At 36.1% G+C, this 16,324-nt stretch carries 17 protein-coding genes; 8 read left to right on the top strand and 9 right to left on the bottom strand.

The window, feature by feature from the left end; translation table 11 throughout:
- The first annotated feature begins 251 nt into the window (after positions 1–251).
- The 8 genes from ABE954_RS18710 (at position 252) to ABE954_RS18675 (ending at position 10,090) form a co-directional block, all read left to right on the top strand.
- The gene (locus tag ABE954_RS18710; RefSeq protein WP_048606127.1) at positions 252–1,505 is read left to right on the top strand and encodes a hypothetical protein; all 1,254 of its coding nucleotides are present in this window, start codon (positions 252–254) and stop codon (positions 1,503–1,505) included.
- A complete protein-coding gene (locus ABE954_RS18705; RefSeq protein WP_048606129.1) occupies positions 1,502–2,632 on the top strand; it encodes a hypothetical protein in 1,131 nt (376 codons plus the stop codon). Before ABE954_RS18710 ends, ABE954_RS18705 begins: the two co-directional genes overlap by 4 nt.
- 591 nt (positions 2,633–3,223) lie before the next feature.
- Complete coding sequence (locus tag ABE954_RS18700; protein WP_042846294.1) at positions 3,224–3,898, top strand: CsgG/HfaB family protein; 675 nt, start codon at positions 3,224–3,226, stop codon at positions 3,896–3,898.
- Positions 3,899–3,907: 9 nt separating this feature from the next.
- A complete protein-coding gene (locus ABE954_RS18695; RefSeq protein WP_173424815.1) occupies positions 3,908–4,261 on the top strand; it encodes a DUF4810 domain-containing protein in 354 nt (117 codons plus the stop codon).
- Positions 4,258–4,914 (top strand): DUF799 domain-containing protein, encoded by a 657-nt coding sequence (locus ABE954_RS18690; protein WP_042846292.1) that lies wholly within the window; start codon positions 4,258–4,260, stop codon positions 4,912–4,914. The genes ABE954_RS18695 and ABE954_RS18690 overlap by 4 nt, the downstream gene beginning before the upstream one ends.
- Before the next feature lie 543 nt (positions 4,915–5,457).
- Positions 5,458–6,861 carry a tryptophanase gene (locus ABE954_RS18685; protein ID WP_042846291.1) on the top strand — a complete coding sequence of 468 codons (1,404 nt, stop codon included), beginning with the start codon at positions 5,458–5,460 and terminating at the stop codon, positions 6,859–6,861.
- Between the two features lie 63 nt (positions 6,862–6,924).
- Complete coding sequence (locus tag ABE954_RS18680) at positions 6,925–8,172, top strand: aromatic amino acid transporter (protein WP_048606131.1); 1,248 nt, start codon at positions 6,925–6,927, stop codon at positions 8,170–8,172.
- Positions 8,173–8,542: 370 nt separating this feature from the next.
- Positions 8,543–10,090 carry a methyl-accepting chemotaxis protein gene (locus ABE954_RS18675; RefSeq protein ID WP_129466444.1) on the top strand — a complete coding sequence of 516 codons (1,548 nt, stop codon included), beginning with the start codon at positions 8,543–8,545 and terminating at the stop codon, positions 10,088–10,090.
- A gap of 125 nt (positions 10,091–10,215) precedes the next feature.
- On the opposite strand, the gene ABE954_RS18670 is transcribed toward ABE954_RS18675, so the two are convergent.
- From ABE954_RS18670 to ABE954_RS18630, 9 genes are all read right to left on the bottom strand, one after another.
- Positions 10,216–10,707: a nucleoside deaminase gene (locus ABE954_RS18670; RefSeq protein WP_048606135.1), complete on the bottom strand. Its 492-nt coding sequence runs from the start codon at positions 10,705–10,707 to the stop codon at positions 10,216–10,218.
- Between the two features lie 382 nt (positions 10,708–11,089).
- A complete protein-coding gene (locus ABE954_RS18665; RefSeq protein WP_042846286.1) occupies positions 11,090–12,079 on the bottom strand; it encodes a hypothetical protein in 990 nt (329 codons plus the stop codon).
- A 34-nt stretch (positions 12,080–12,113) separates the two neighbouring features.
- The gene (locus ABE954_RS18660) at positions 12,114–12,644 is read right to left on the bottom strand and encodes a fimbrial protein (RefSeq protein ID WP_166686615.1); all 531 of its coding nucleotides are present in this window, start codon (positions 12,642–12,644) and stop codon (positions 12,114–12,116) included.
- Positions 12,645–12,663: 19 nt separating this feature from the next.
- Positions 12,664–13,182 (bottom strand): fimbrial protein, encoded by a 519-nt coding sequence (locus tag ABE954_RS18655; RefSeq protein WP_042846284.1) that lies wholly within the window; start codon positions 13,180–13,182, stop codon positions 12,664–12,666.
- An 8-nt stretch (positions 13,183–13,190) separates the two neighbouring features.
- Positions 13,191–13,688, bottom strand: coding sequence for a fimbrial protein (locus tag ABE954_RS18650; RefSeq protein ID WP_042846282.1), 498 nt, complete (start codon positions 13,686–13,688; stop codon positions 13,191–13,193).
- A 10-nt stretch (positions 13,689–13,698) separates the two neighbouring features.
- Positions 13,699–14,199: a fimbrial protein gene (locus ABE954_RS18645; RefSeq protein ID WP_129466440.1), complete on the bottom strand. Its 501-nt coding sequence runs from the start codon at positions 14,197–14,199 to the stop codon at positions 13,699–13,701.
- A 9-nt stretch (positions 14,200–14,208) separates the two neighbouring features.
- Positions 14,209–14,733, bottom strand: coding sequence for a fimbrial protein (locus ABE954_RS18640; protein WP_225833058.1), 525 nt, complete (start codon positions 14,731–14,733; stop codon positions 14,209–14,211).
- A gap of 16 nt (positions 14,734–14,749) precedes the next feature.
- Positions 14,750–15,361, bottom strand: coding sequence for a fimbrial protein (locus ABE954_RS18635; protein WP_129466439.1), 612 nt, complete (start codon positions 15,359–15,361; stop codon positions 14,750–14,752).
- Positions 15,362–15,411: 50 nt separating this feature from the next.
- On the bottom strand, positions 15,412–16,197 hold the full coding sequence (locus ABE954_RS18630; RefSeq protein WP_042846414.1) for a fimbria/pilus periplasmic chaperone: 786 nt from the start codon (positions 16,195–16,197) through the stop codon (positions 15,412–15,414).
- Positions 16,198–16,324: the final 127 nt, after the last annotated feature.

Here is a 16,324-nt window from a genome sequence, read left to right as displayed (position 1 = left end):
TTAGAAGAAGGGAGAAAATGGCGCTCTTGCTACATTTTACCCACCAATTTTGTATTGAATGCAAGTTTATCAGTAATTATTGGCTTTACTAGTAGGAGTCGCCTATTTATAGGGGAAGGCCCCGAGTAATTGTTATTTACAGATGCTCGTCATTGTCTGAATTATTTTATTATAGTGTAAGTTTTTCTAGGGCAATATACCTTTATTTAATATCATAATGTTAAATTTACTATAACAAATAGGCATCATTTATGGGCGTTCAGTATTTTCAAACGACTTTAACACAGTGTGATTATAAAAATGTCACCCCGATAGGTATGGTGAGGTTGTTAGCATCAGATAAAGTGTTTTTTTTCAATCAAGATGACTTTAAAAACAGCCAAATATTTTTGGATAGGTTGAAAAAGGGTGATGTACTGATTATTTGTGCAGAACAGATGAATGATGGCAGTTATTGGGTAAACTGGGTATACCATGAAACCAAAGGACGCTTAGAGCCAGATAGAACGGTCGGTTTTACTCGTAAGCTTGGAATACAATTTTTAATTTCATTGTTTTTAATGGCACTAATACCTGCAGTGTATTACTGTTTTATTGAAGCTGATGATAATTTTTTAATGATAATACTTGTGGCAGTGTTAGGCTGCGCAGCTTTTACTGGTATTGTATTATTTGTGTTAGTGCTTGCAGAAATAAAACATATTTTAAGTTCGAAGCGTAAATTAATTTTGAAGGCACTGGATTTAGTCATTGATGAACAATATAAAACTAATGGCCAAGACCAGCAAATTGATATTTTAGGTATAAAAAAAACGAAAACTAAGCCTGCCAAATTACATAAAGCCACTAATATTGGCATAGAGCAAACCTCTTTATCTTCTACGCGTGGTAAAACCAATATTACTGCTAACCTCAGTGTCACCATTGCAGCAGGAGATACAGAACAAAAGCTTAATCAAATCAGCTTACAAATAAATAAAGAACATCTGGATGTCTTAGTGTCGGCGAATGAGCCACTCTTTAATAACCATAGTTTGTTTATCGCTCAAGGGGATGAGCTTGAGGTTTATCATAAAAATCTCCAAGAGAACTCAAAAGAGCAAGTCGTCTTTGGCATCTACAATCATCAAGATGGTTTAGCATATAGCCTTATTGGTAAAGGTGCGCCCCAAGAACGAGGGTTTTATTACGGCTTATGGGGATTCACTGGTTTGATTCTTATTTTCTTAGTATTAATGGCTCTCGGACTATCTATTGCTGAAACTATGGAAAAAGGAGGGTACTGGGACTACTGGGATTGGATAAATCTTGTTGATACGGGTGGGTTATATATCAGTTTTGCAGTTTCAATTGTGTTGGGAATTAGTTTTCTTATCGGTTTGTGTGTGGCGGTCTATTTTAAAATATCTAAGCGCGGTAATGCGTATTATCAAGCTCAGTATTTATTGAAGCATTTACGTCGACAGCAAGGCAAAACTGATTATGTCACGGAGGTTCGGTCATGAATCCATTTCTCAGTAGGCATTTTATCTTATTAACGTTGGCTTTTGCGCTAAGTTTTATTTTTATTGTATTCGTATTTGTGCGTGATGGTACAGTTGATTGGCAGTGGGAAAAACATAATGAAAATGGGCCTGTTATCGCAAATTATGACTGGGCGACTACTTTTCCTGCTGAGAATGGCATGTTGATTATTGCTCAAAAAAGTAATAACCAAAGTTACTATTATTCGTTGTATAACAACTATACAAATTTTAGTGAGTATAGCTATCAAGTTTTGTTTGCAGATAACCAAGGTGTGCGTTTTATTACTCGTGCTGATGATAGTTTTTACAATGCAGTCTGTGAAAGAAAAGAGTGTTTAATTATTTTAAGAGATGGCTACCGAAAAATTAATTTAATTGATTTCTCAATCAGTGAGTTAATACCTTGGCAAGATAAATCTGGAGAGTTATTCTCTGCGTTGATCACGGGGAAAATCTACCAATCTAAAGGCCTACCTGCATATATTGTTGCGAGTAATGAGAATATCTTTATCAGCCAAGATAAAGGTATAACTTGGGAACACTTTATGAATGTGAGAAATTTAGCCAAGTCGTTATTTCCTGAGGAAATTGAAGGTAATTCAAATTTTTCCTATGCAACGTATCGAGATAAAGTGGTGATGTGGTACAGCTACGGTAATCAGATGGGGTCACTTGAGGTTATTATGGATATACCAACGAAACAGGTGGTTAGTAGTAAATGGTTACCTGTTCGCATTAATGAAGCAGCACAAAATCTTAATGGTGATATTTTTGTTATTGCTCAAGAGCCTTCTCGCCGGTTATTTTCTTTAATGCAATTTCATACCAATGGGACTTTCGAACTGATCGCCGAAAATGGTTATAATAATATGCATGAGCTAAAAGTTGGTCATAAAGGTGTCATTGTTTCAGAGTGGGTTAGGGGTTCTCAGCAATATCTAATGATGGATTTAACGACAAAAACGCTGCGTCATCGTCCGGAATTATCACTGTATAACAAAGTCTATAATGATAGCGACCAGTCTTTTATTGATATAGGCAGTATTTATTCAGATGAAAGCACCATAGAAAAAGGTGCATCTGTTTCTTATCAATCAGTACATTAATGCTATTGTAATATATTATTAATAATATAGTTAATAAAAAAGGATAAGATTCCTCTTATCCTTTTTTGGTCATGATCTATTGCAAATTCATACAAACCCTACCAATAAAGTAATATATTGGGTTAAATTAAAAGAGCTATGATGTACGACAAGGAAATAAGCTAACGATATATAGAATGTGATTGTTTTTTATACTTTGGTTAGCTGCATGTTTATAATAATCTACTATTTGAGTGAAAAATAAACAACAGTGATTGGTTATATTATTATCTACCATTTGGCTATATAAATGGTAGATAATTTAGAATAATTTAGTTGGATGTTTTTATTGGGATAGAATAATAGTGATGATATGAAATATTACATCATTAAAGATTACTGATTAAATAATTTATGTTACCTCCATTTTTTAATCAAACAGTTGATTTCATCTAATAAACCTGAGTTACTTTATGAATATTATCAATTGGATGAAATAGAAATAAAGATAAAATCACTGAATAGGTGATATTGACTAGACCCTGTTTTATATTTGATGCAAAATAAAGCTGCAATAATTAATTCTAATTAAATTTTAATTGAGACAGCTAAATGAATATATCTAAAATCAGCATCGCATCTATTTTTATTGCTAGTGCATTATTAAGTGGTTGTGCAAAGGAATCTTCCCGTTCTTTAGCAGTAGAGAAAGTTGCGACTTATAATACTAATTACTCGGGTCCTAAAAGCCCAATATCAATTGGCAAATTTGATAACCGTTCGAGTTATATGAATGGCATTTTTTCAGATGGCGTTGACCGCTTAGGTAATCAGTCAAAAACAATTTTAATGACGCATCTTCAGCAAACTGGGCGCTTTAATGTATTAGACCGGGCTAATATGCAAGAGTTAAAAGAAGAAGCTGGAATTAAAGGCCAGTCCCAGCAATTAAAAGGCGCAACATATGTTATTACCGGTGATGTCACTGAATTTGGTCGAAAAGAAGTCGGTGATAGACAGCTATTTGGTATTTTAGGCCGTGGTAAATCACAAGTCGCATATGCAAAAGTTAATTTAAATGTTGTGAATGTCCAAACTTCCGAGGTGGTATTCTCAGCTCAGGGAGCAGGCGAGTATGAATTATCAAATAGGGAAATTGTCGGTTTTGGTGGAACTGCAAGTTATGACTCTACGCTAAACGGTAAGGTGCTAGATTTAGCAATAAGGGAAGCGGTGAATGATCTCGTAGTTGGTATTGAAAGTGGTGCATGGCAGCCAGCTAAATAAGGGAATATGATGAAATTTAAATTACTTCTTATTTTTGCTGGAGCCATTTTATTAAATGGTTGTGCTAACGAGCCAAAACCATTATATAACTGGGATGGTTATCAAACTACAATTTATCAATATTACCAGCAAACAGATACTGGCCCTCAAGAACAAATTCAAGCATTGAAAAAAAACCTTGAAATGAGTAAGGCAAACGGTCTTGCTACCCCTCCGGGGTTACACGCCCATTTAGGGTTATTGTATTCCACAACCGGAGCCATCGACCTTGCAATGCAAGAGTTCAACGCTGAAAAAGAATTATATCCAGAATCTGCGGCGTATATGGATTTTCTAATGAAAAATAAAGGGAAAGCAAAATGAGGCGTTTATTCATACTCAGTGGGCTGGTGATGGCTTGGTTATTAACTGGTTGTGCACAGCCAACAAAAGTTGATTATACTGCGTTTAATCAAAGTAAGCCAAAAAGCATTTTAGTGTTATTACCTCAGAATAGCTCTCCAGAAGTACAGGCTAGTCATGGTTTATTATCACAAACAGCCCTGCCTTTAGCGGAGGCTGGCTACTATGTTTTTCCTGTAGCGGTAGTGGAAGAAACATTTAAGCAAAATGGTTTAATAAACGCAGGGGATATCCAATCTGTTCCGCCCGCCAAAACCCGAGAAATTTTCGGTAATGATGCTGTGTTATATCTTAATATAACAGAGTACGGTACTAGCTATCAGGTTATTTCCAGTGATACACGTGTCACAGCGGATGCAAAACTTGTTGATGCGAGGACAGGGGCATTATTATGGAGCGGTTCGGCATCTGCATCGAGTGCTGAAAATAACTCTTCTTCCAATGGCATTATTGGTGTTTTAGTTTCGGCGGTTGTTAATCAAATTGTTGATACCATGACAGATAAAAGTTACACAATTGCAGGTATAACAAGTGCAAGGTTATTATCTGCAGGTACGCCTAATGGTATATTATATGGGCCTAGATCTCCTAAATATGGGAAAGATGCTCAGTAATTGTTAATTATTTGAATCATAGGTAAAGTATTCTAATCATACTTTACCCATTTTATTTTTGTTAAGTGTTATTTAAATAAAGCCAAATTACTCTTTATAATTATTAAATTACAGATATGAATAATAATTATTTTTTGTTTTTTTTATGTTTTAATATTTACAAGCTTATAAAAAATAACGAATAAAATTAAATGTGTGACTTGAGTCAATTTGTCTTAGCATTATCTAATGATTATGTGATATAGGTATAATTATATGACAATCTCTATTACTTTATATTTTTAACTGTTATATATATGATGCTGTTGGTTGTACTAATTCCTTTTTGATAGGAGTCATAGTATGTTTTCGTTAAGCAAGTCTCTCATATCAAGGCATTTCTTCTATATGAAGAAATGGTTCAATATTGATATTTCTTTAGCCTTCTTTTTCCCAAATAAATAACCTTTTTTGTTTTTCTAAACTAAAAGTTTCGTTATAGCTTATTTTTTATAAGTACGATCCTTTGTATTTATTATTTAATGAAAAATTAAAGGTATTATCATGGCTAAAAGAATTGTAGAACCATTCCGTATTAAAATGGTAGAAAATATCCGTATTCCAAGTAGAGAAGAGCGTGAAGCTGCGTTAAAAGAAGCTGGATACAATCCATTCTTGCTACCAAGCAGTGCTGTGTATATTGATTTATTGACCGACTCAGGTACTAATGCCATGAGTGATCATCAATGGGCAGCAATGATCACTGGTGATGAAGCCTATGCAGGATCTCGTAACTATTATGATTTAAAAGATAAAGTTAAAGAGATGTTCGATTATGACTATGTGATCCCTGCTCACCAAGGTCGTGGTGCTGAAAACATGTTATTTCCTGTATTATTGAAAGTAAAACAGGAACAAGGTGGTGCTAAAAAACCTGTCTTTATTTCTAATTTCCATTTTGATACTACCGCTGCTCATGTTGAATTAAATGGCTGTAAAGCAGTTAATATTGTTACAGAAAAAGCTTATGACTCAGATACCTATGATGACTGGAAAGGTAACTTTGATATTCAAAAATTAAAGGATAACATTGCACAACATGGCGCTGAAAATGTTGTGGCGATTGTATCTACTATTACTTGTAATAGTGCCGGCGGCCAGCCAGTATCAATGGCTAACTTAAAAGAAGTCTATGAAATAGCAAAACAACATAATATCTTTGTTGTTATGGATTCAGCGCGTTTCTGTGAAAATGCGTATTTTATAAAAGAACGTGATCCTAAATATAAAAATTCAACAATTAAAGAAATTATTCTGGATATGTACAAATATGCTGATGCATTAACTATGTCAGCTAAGAAAGACCCATTATTGAATATTGGTGGATTAGTTTGTATTAAGAATGATGAAAAGATATTTACGTTAGCTAGACAGCGCTGTGTACCAATGGAAGGGTTTGTTACTTATGGCGGTCTTGCTGGTCGTGATATGGCTGCCATGGTTCAAGGCCTTGAAGAAGGGGCTGGGGAAGAATATTTACACTATCGTATCGGTCAAGTTAAATATTTAGGAGACCGTTTACGTGAGGGAGGGATTTCAATTCAATACCCTACTGGTGGTCATGCGGTATTTGTGGATTGTAAGAAACTAGTACCGCATATTCCTGGCGACCAGTTCCCAGCACAAGCGGTTATTAATGCATTATATTTAGAATCTGGTGTTCGTGCGGTTGAAATAGGCTCATTCTTATTAGGGCGCGATCCCGAAACAGGCAAACAAAAACATGCAGATATGGAGTTTATGCGGTTAACTATTGCAAGACGCGTTTATACCAACGACCACATGGATTACATTGCAGATGCTCTGATTGGGTTAAAAGACAAATTTGCTACTTTGAAAGGGCTTGATTTTGAATATGAACCTCCAGTATTAAGGCACTTTACTGCAAGATTAAAACCAATCAAATAATAGGTCGCTCTTATGGTTCCCGTGCAATGCGGGAACCTTATCCTTATTCTTAAGGTGAACACCATGAATAATTTGGCAGCCAAAAAAGAACCCTCCATATTGGTAGGGGGTTTTGTGCTAGGCGGTGCAATGATAGGGGCAGGGATGTTTAGCTTGCCAACTATTATGGCAGGTGCTTGGTTTATTAACTCTGTAGTTGTTTTATTAATCGTTTGTTTCTTCATGTTTCATTCAGGAATTTATATTTTAGAATGTATATCTAAGTATGGGGCGGGAACGAATTATTTTTTTATTTCTAAAGAATTATTACCAAAGTGGGCATGCTATATTGCTAATATAGCACTAATATTTGTTCTTTATATATTAATTTACGCCTATATATCAGCAGCAGGATCAGTCATAAAAGAGGCTGCGGCTATTTATGGCTATAATGTTAATTTAAGATTAATATTTATTGTATTTACATTGATATTAGGAGCAAGTATTTGGTGGAGTGGGGTAGGAGCAAGCCGGTTAACATCTTTATTTTTATTTATTAAAATAGTTTTATTTATTTTGGCTTTCTCAGGGTTATTTTTCATTGTAAAAACAGATTTGTTATTAACATCACCAGTTGAAGGTGGGAACACATCACTATTGCCCTTTATCTTTATTATTATCCCATATGCAATTACTTCTTTTGGTTATCATGGCAATGTATGCAGCTTATATAAATTGTATCATGAAAATGAAAGGAAAGTGGTTAAAAGCTGTGTGATTGGGTGTGTATTAGCCCTTGTTCTTTATTTCTTATGGATATTAGGAACAATGGGGAATTTACCAAGAACAGAATTTTTAACAATTATTAATAAAGGTGGTAATTTAGATGCGTTTATTGAGTCGCTTTATGCGGTCCTCAATAGTAAGAATATTGCGACATTCTTACTATGGTTTTCAATAAGTGCAGTATTTTGTTCATTTTTAGGTGTTGCTATTGGGTTGTTTGATTATATTCTTGCTTCATTAAACTTTAAAGATAACCCATCAGGTAGAATGAAATCCGCCTTATTATGCTTCTTGCCACCACTTGTTCTTTGCATGTTATTCCCAAATGGTTTTCTCATTGCAATTGCATATGCAGGTATGGCCGCATGTATCTGGGCGATTATTTGCCCGGCAGTTATGGCATTAAAAGTAAGAGAGCGTTTCCCTGATTCTAGATTCAAAGTATGGGGCGGAAAAGGGCTAATCTATGCCGTTATCGCCTTTGGAGTCGTTGGCATTATTTGCCAATTTTTAGCGCAGTTTAATTTGTTACCGATATACCGTTAATTTTTCAAAATACAAGTTGTAGAATAACTGCAAAGGTACAGTGAGGGTTTGCTGTGCCTTTTTTATAACTGTATGTAATTTTAATATTATTCACTAACTCTTTTTATACAAAAATAAATAATTTCTTATATCAGTTTGTTTTTTCAATGATTGTATTATTTTGAGACTTGTATCAAGTTTCTGGAATTAAATTCCAATATCGATATTCGATAATTCTCATAACCAAATAGTAACCCCTTTGAATTATAAGTGTTTTTACTTAGTCCCAGCCTGATTCTGTGATTATCTACTTCAGTTAACCCTAAAATTATTCTCTTTATCGCCGATAAAGTTAAATATCGTCATTTTATCTCACCGAAAGAGAAATTCTATGCAGAAACTTCGCGATTACTCAATTCGTACTGCGGTCTTCGTATTATTAAGTATTTTATGCCTGATTTTGGGGGGGACAAATGTTTACAGTGGTTGGTCACTATCACGTATTGCAGATGGAAATGATATCGATAGACAATTAGTCCAGCAAATGACAGTACTTAGTCAGGGAAACGATCAATATTTTCGATTTGTCACACGACTGACTCGGGTAATGGAAAGTAAAAGTGAAGGAAAAACAGTAGATTATGCCCCTGTAAAAGAGGCTCTGTCGAATATGGAAAAATATTTAGAACAGATGAAGTCTATCTCTCCAGGACCAATGGACCCTGAAATATCAGAGCAGGTAATTTATAGTTGGCAGGCGCTATTCGATGATGGGGTAACACCTCAACTTATGCTAAGCATGGACAATGATCCGAATAAATATTTAGCCCATGCTCACAACATTACTCCTGCTTTGAGCCGCGCTTTTGGTGCTTCAATTCAAAAGTTTAATCAGACGGCTGATGCATTGATTAGTCATACTCGGCAACATGTTGATAATGTGATGGATATTACGCGTATCGTCATGATTATTACGGCAATACTAGGAATATTGATGCTCATTTTTACGGATCGCTATATGGCGACTATGATGCAAAAGCCATTAGGGGTGTTGAGACAGCACTTTATTGAAATTGCAAAAGGGAATTTAAGCCAGCCAGTGCTACCGTTTGGTAACAACTGTGTGGGGAGATTATTTCCGATCCTTGAAGAAATGAGAAAAGATCTGCATGAATCAGTAGGCTCGATCAGGCAAGGAAGTGAGAATATTTATCTGGGGGCGAGTGAGATTTCTAATGGTAATAATGACCTTTCATCGCGTACTGAAGAACAAGCGGCTGCCTTAGAAGAAACCGCTGCGAGTATGGAACAAATCACCGCCGCAGTTCAGTTGAATATGGAAAATACACTTCACGCAAACCATTTAGCTAGCGAAGCTTCTGTGGTTGCGAATAAAGGCAATGAAATTGTTTACTCTGTCGTTACAACGATGAGTGAAATTTCACAAAGTTCACAAAAAATCTCAGATATCATCAGCATGATGAATGACATTAGTTTTCAAACAAATATCTTAGCTTTGAATGCATCTATTGAAGCGGCTCGTGCTGGTGTGCATGGTCGAGGTTTTATGGTGGTTGCGGCTGAAGTTCGTAAATTGGCAAGTCACAGTGCAGATGCCGCTATGGAGATTGAAAAGTTAATTGCTAGTTCAGGTGCTTGTGTGGAAAAAGGAACGGGGCTAGTTAATGAGATGGGAAAAACGATGGAAAGTATCCTGCGAGGTATTAACGAGGTCACTGCTATTATGAAGCAAATTACGGTAGCTTCAGAGGAGCAAAGTAAAGGGATTGCACAAGTCGGTGTCGCTATTACGCAGATGGATAGCGTTACCCAGCAAAATGCGTCTTTAGTTGAACAAGTTGCTACGGCAGCTAATTCATTAAGCCAGCAAACCCAAGAGCTACAGCAGTCTGTGCAACAGTTTAATTTATCCGCATAGTAAGGTGAGATTGCGCCATTTTGTAGAGAATAAAAAGCCCTCACTGCATTACAATGAGGGCTTACAAAAGCACAGTATTTAGGAGCTAAGATTATTATTATAAGTCAGCAGTAGGCCTAATATTATTAGCTTCGTTTAAAATATTGTTTATAAATCGTAGTCGCGTGTTCTTTTAAAATACCTTTAACTACAGTGGGCTTAAATGGGCTTTTTGCGAATATTTCATCACTGCCGAGCATGATATTAAAGCCCGCAATTTCAGCTAATTCATCATGTGAAAGGCTATAAACCATTCGTCCTAATTGGCTCCAAACCATTGCTCCCGAACACATGCAGCAAGGTTCACAGCTAGTATAAAGAGTATACTCTGACAAGTCTGTAATTTTATGCTCTGAACAAAACTTTCGTATAAGACCTATTTCTGCATGATAGGTGGGGTCGCTCTCGGTATGAATATGGTTTTCTCCTATCATCACAATTTGGTTAGCTTTCACTAATATTGCCCCAAAAGGTTCATTGCCTTTTTTAGCAGCATCAGTTGCAACAGCTAAAGTTCTCGTCATAAATTGAATATCCAATTCGTGCTGTTGAACTTCTTTTTTCGAATTAATGACCATATTTATATTCCTTTATCGAGCTAGTTTATTTCATTCTATTTACATATTAACATGTTAATGCTATTTATATTTGTCGTTTCTTGATTTAAAATTATCTTAATGAAATTATAATAATTTAATTGTCCATTTTTGATGGCTCCTTTATAGACAAATACTGATTTAAACTTTTGATATACTAAAAAACTATTGATGAATCAGTAGTGTATGCTAATAAGCTAATCTTATTAGCACAATAGCTCATGAGATTATTAATAAAAATCATTTAGTCTAAGGTGATTGGGGTGTTTACACATTAATTAATGTTTTATGCTCATCTATTATTGAAAAAAGATTAAGACTAACTGTTATTTTTTAAAGTTACATGAATTCAAAAACTTTTTATTTATAGAGCCTCCAATATTAAAACCCCCGTTGCATTGCTGACTCCAGCAGACGAAGCAGATCCCATTAGAGTCGCACTTACTGGAATCGATTTACTCGTTAAGTTATCTAATTGGATCCCCATTCCATTAGCTTGAACTTGTGTACCATTCAATGATACTTGGGCAGAAACTCCATTACCAAAATTAAGACGACCGTTTGTTACATTACTTCCCGTCAACTTAAGTTTGTAATTTTTTGCACTACCCGAGGTACACGAAATCATTAAATTTACATTTTGAGTGAGGCCAGTAACATTAAAGTTTGTTGATGAGTAATTTAAATTTAAGTTTTGACTATTTAAGCTACACACTGCAGAATCTTCTAATTCTGGAGGAGTTATATCATTTGGCCCTCCTTTTGTGCATGTTGATTCAAAATCTGTCGAATAAATATCAGAAACACCTGTTGTAGATAACTGGTTTTGAAAGAGAATGCCTCTATTGCATAGCGGATATTTACTTAAATGTTTCCACACAGCTGCACTTTGTGAAGTCATAAAGTTATGTTTCACAGTATACGTATTTCCCAAATATCGACTTAGACATTTTTGATAACTAGCATTATCATTTGGTGTACAGATTAAACCCGGTACTGTTTCAGTCCATTCAATCCTCAGACCATATCCACCTCCTACCCAGTCAAATTTACCTTGACGAGAAATAGTGGTTGAATTATTTGTCGCATTAATTCTATTATTAATAGCTTGGTTTAAAGTACCCTGGGTAAGGCGTATCGTTATTTCAATTTCACCATCTAAAACAATATCATTATTATCTCTACAGTTTGCATGTGGATTGCTTGGGCCAATACAATTTGAAAGTGTGTAATGAAGCCATTTTGTTGATATTTGTTTAGGGTAAATAAATGAACTGCCTGCAGGCAATTCGGTAAGTTCTTCCGATAAGCATTGCCCTGAAAATAAAAAAAACAGAAATAATAGTCTATTCATTATTGCTTTCCATATTTATCTTTATAAAAAAATTTTATTCATATTCTAGTGTAAAAGTAGTTGTAGCTACGAAATCACCCAGAATAATATTTTTTTCTTGTAGTGCTTTAGGCTCACCTTGAATATATGCTTTAAAATTCAAATTATTACCATTACCAGAATGCAATCCTTGAATGTGACCTTTCATTTTGTTCAGTTTTATTGGCGTACCATTAGCTGATTCTAATCCCACTGCAATACCTTTTGCGTGACTTACATTATTTAAAGCTAATAATCCAGGTAAAGTTGTGCTTTCATTACCTGTAAAGGTAACTTGAACTTCTTTTCCTAATACCAAATCACAATTAATTAAGCGAATAGTAAAAGGCTGACTATGCGTACGTGTATTGAGATATAGATATTCATCAATTACAGTCCCAAAATCGAGTTCAATATTTTCATCCCCTGGGTATACTTCGCAGGCATCCTCTACCAGCGTGCCATCAAAAAGTACGTCATCTGCAAATGTTGGGAATGATATACTTAATATTACCCAAGGAAGCCAGCGGCCTAGTTGTATTTTCATCTCTTAGTCCATGGTGTATTTATTGAAATGCAATCGCTAATGTACCTTGTGCTGTAAAATCATCTCCCACTAAATCAACGCCAGTTCGCTTAATCGGAACTGCAGATAGTACTGGTAAATGCCCTGTATCAATAGCAAATGCCTTATTTAACTCCAGCGGTACACCATCTTTTTGTATTTGGATGCCTAGCTTGTTTACATTCAGTAAGCTAGAAGTACGCAATGTTGCATTATCAAATCCTGAACCGGCTAAAGTTGCATTAAAAGATAAAGTGATATCCCAAGGTTGATTTAAATCTCCTTGGCAATTAAGTTGATAAGGAATATTTTGCTTAAATAAATGCCCATCAACTTTTCGCACTCCCACCTTCCCAAAAGAAACTCTGATCGGGTCTTCATGTCCTAGCTGACAGACTGGCGGAATAATCAATGTCCCATCAAATAGCCAATTAGCTTGTGAGTTCCATGAGACAATAGTGAGGAGTATTACTCCTAGCCCGTTACGTAAGAAGCAAATTTTTTGTAATAATGTTCCCATTATGTCCCTCATTGATAATCTACTTTCAGGGTTGCTAACGCAGTAAATGCACCTCCATCCGTATTACTGTAGCTCGCAGTTAGATTTTTTATGGGGGCCACTTTAATTGTAGGTAATGCAGTATAATTCACGTTTATAGTCTCATTAATTGCTTGGCGTACATCATTTAGATAAAATGCTATACCCAGTTTAGAGTGACTAGTTTTGAGCGCTCCATTGCTATTAAAACTAGTTACATCACCTTGAATCGTAAGTTTAATTGCATTCTTCGCCAGCTGTGTGCATGTCAATTTAAATACCAATGTCTGCTGGTAGTTAATTCCATCGATACGCGTTAATAAAATATCGTTAAAATGCACAGCCTGCTGTTGTCCATTATTTAAAATACATTCTGGAGGTGTTACTATTAGGTTTCCGGATAAATTAGCTCCGATACCGAATGCCATACCAGAATTAATCAGAATAACGAAAGTTAAAATTGACTTTAAGCACCGATTTAATTTCATAAAGATTTCCTCAGCGGTAATCAACAACCATCGTTAATACACCATTAAATTCACCACCGTCAGTGAGTACTGTTCCTGTTGGTTTTACTGGGACGGCATACAATGCGGGCATGCTCCCACCATAGGTGAAGTTCAATGATGTTCCATTATTCAAGCGAGTATTATCTTGATAAATAGCTATTCCTAAATTACTTCGATTAGTGCGCACTACATTTTGGCCATTTAACGTGATGGCATTCCACGTTAAGGTCATTTTTAGCGCGTTGTTGTATACCTGTGTGCAATTTAATGCATACATAATTGGCGTGCGTTTATAACTGCTATTATTAATCAATGTTTCATGTACATCGCCAAATTGTACATCGGTTGTTGAACCTCCATTAACTGTACATTCTGGCGGTGTGACAACTAACGTACCATTAAAATTCACCGTAAACGCGGCTGATGCTGGAAATGACACTATATTGAATGTGATAAACATGTATAACCAGCTGTGGATTTTTGCCCTCATTTTTTCATCCTATTGATAATTTAAGGTCATGGTCATGGCACCAGAAAATGCCCCCGCGTCTGATAACATAGTGCCTGTCGGTTTGACTGGTACGGCATACAATGCGGGATGAGCGCCAAGTAGGTTGAAATTTAGGCTGTCTCCATTACTTAATCGAGTTGCATCTTGGTATATTGCTATTCCTAAATTAGTACGATTGGTTTGAATAGCTGATAACCCATTGAAAGTCACCGCACTCCAAGAAAGTGACATTTTCAAAGCATTTGTTGCAACACTAGTACACGCTAACCTATAGTCAATTGGAGTACGTTTATAGCTGACGCCATCTATTAACCCCTGTTGAACTTGCCCAAATGAAACCGTTATTTCATCACCATTACTGATGGTGCACTGGGGGGGTGTAATAATTGTTAGTTTTAAATTTAAATTTGCAGTATCTGCCTGTGTTTGATTAAGTACTCCTGACAATATTCCAATTACCATCATCCCTTTGAATATGGCAAGGCGGAATTCTTGTTTGTTTTTTAATGACATGTGCATTGCCTTTCTGTTAATCATAATTCAATTGAAATCGAATTAAGGCGGAGTAGGCGCCTGCATTTAACCCCATGGTTGTTCTCACTGGAGTCACGTAATACGTTAACTGATTTTGCCCAGGTGATACTAAATGAGGCAAGCTATACTGCCCTAATGCAATGGGAGAGTGAGTTGCATCACTGAATTCTAATGCTATTCCTTTTGCTCCAATAACTGCCGCTAAAGATGGATTTTGTTTATCAGCTGGTGCTAAAAAACGGATTTTCATTGCAGGCATATCGGGGCTCCAAAGTAAGTCACCCAATTGGTTTCGATTACGGCTTTCCCCACTTAAACAATCTTCCAAACGTAACACGACAGCTATGGGGGGGCCTGATTGCCCGACTTGCTGAAGTTGCCCCGTCCCGATTGTACCTAGGTCGATTGTTTGATTTGCAGAAGTCATCGCTAATCGGCAAGCACTTTCAGTTAAAGCTCCGTGAACATATAGAGTGCCATTTGCCCCATCTACATCCCAATTATCCACTTTGTCCAATTCCGTGGCGTTAACAGTAGTGGCTAGTAACACTAGCAGCATCCCTCCTAACGCATGACGATATCGTTCTAATTCCAGTACTATATTCATGGTGATTTCTCCTACTCAAACACAGTAATTGCGATTGATATCGTCTCGTTTTAAGGTTTTTGTGAAGGGACGACATAACAACTCTGAGATTGACACTGGAAAGATAGTACCGGGCGCCCGCCGTAATCATTGATATAAGTTAAAACTGGCTTGTTACCCAATGCATCAGCTGCTCCACTTATCGTTTGACTACTTTTGGGGGCAATCATAATAGGTTCAAAGCCATCAACGGTTTTACCTTCTGTGCTCGGTGCTGCATCTACTATAGTGACGTAGTAAGGCGTTGGGTTGGTCACTGTATATTGGTTATCTTTGCGCGTTAATGTCAGCTTTTCTTGCCACGGGGTGTTCATTTGTTCACGTGTCGGAATAATCGTTTTCGGGCGATAGAACAATTTAATTCGTGTTTGTAATGCGAGTTGTAACGTGTTTGGCTTATCACTTTTAGGTGGGATCTCACGCAAGTTAAAGTAAAACACCGACTCTCTGTCTTGTGGTAACACAGCTGTGCCAGGAAGTGATTGTATTTTCACCTGACTCTTAGCGCTAGGCTCTAGTCGCTGAACTGGGGGAAGAACTGTAAATGGTTCGCTGATCTTTTCCCCTTTTTCATTTTCAATCCACCCTTGCGCTAAATAAGGCAGTTGTTTATTTTCGTTACTGATGTTTAGGCTAATTGATTTATCATTTTCTGTAATAATAGCCCGTGTTCTATCTAGTGCTATTGCAGCTTGAACTGGAGATACTCCAATTATGCTGAGTATGCTTCCTAATAACCAAATAGAAGAATAGGGTAATACCGAGCCAAATAATTTATGGCATAATTTATTTGTCATTAATAATTTCATTATTTATTTTCTCATTCTGTAAAAGCAGAGTCTTTTATTTACGCTGCATTCATAAATATCGAACGAATAAAATTATTCATTCGCATTGATTTACTAGAAAAGTAGGTTGTCTTGA

Origin of the sequence: Providencia sp. TYF-12 (assembly GCF_041344805.1) — a bacterium.
GTDB classification, from domain to species: Bacteria; Pseudomonadota; Gammaproteobacteria; order Enterobacterales; family Enterobacteriaceae; genus Providencia; species Providencia huashanensis.
The sequence above is the reverse complement of the archived record's forward strand: the minus strand, read 5'-3'. Positions and strand labels throughout refer to the sequence as shown.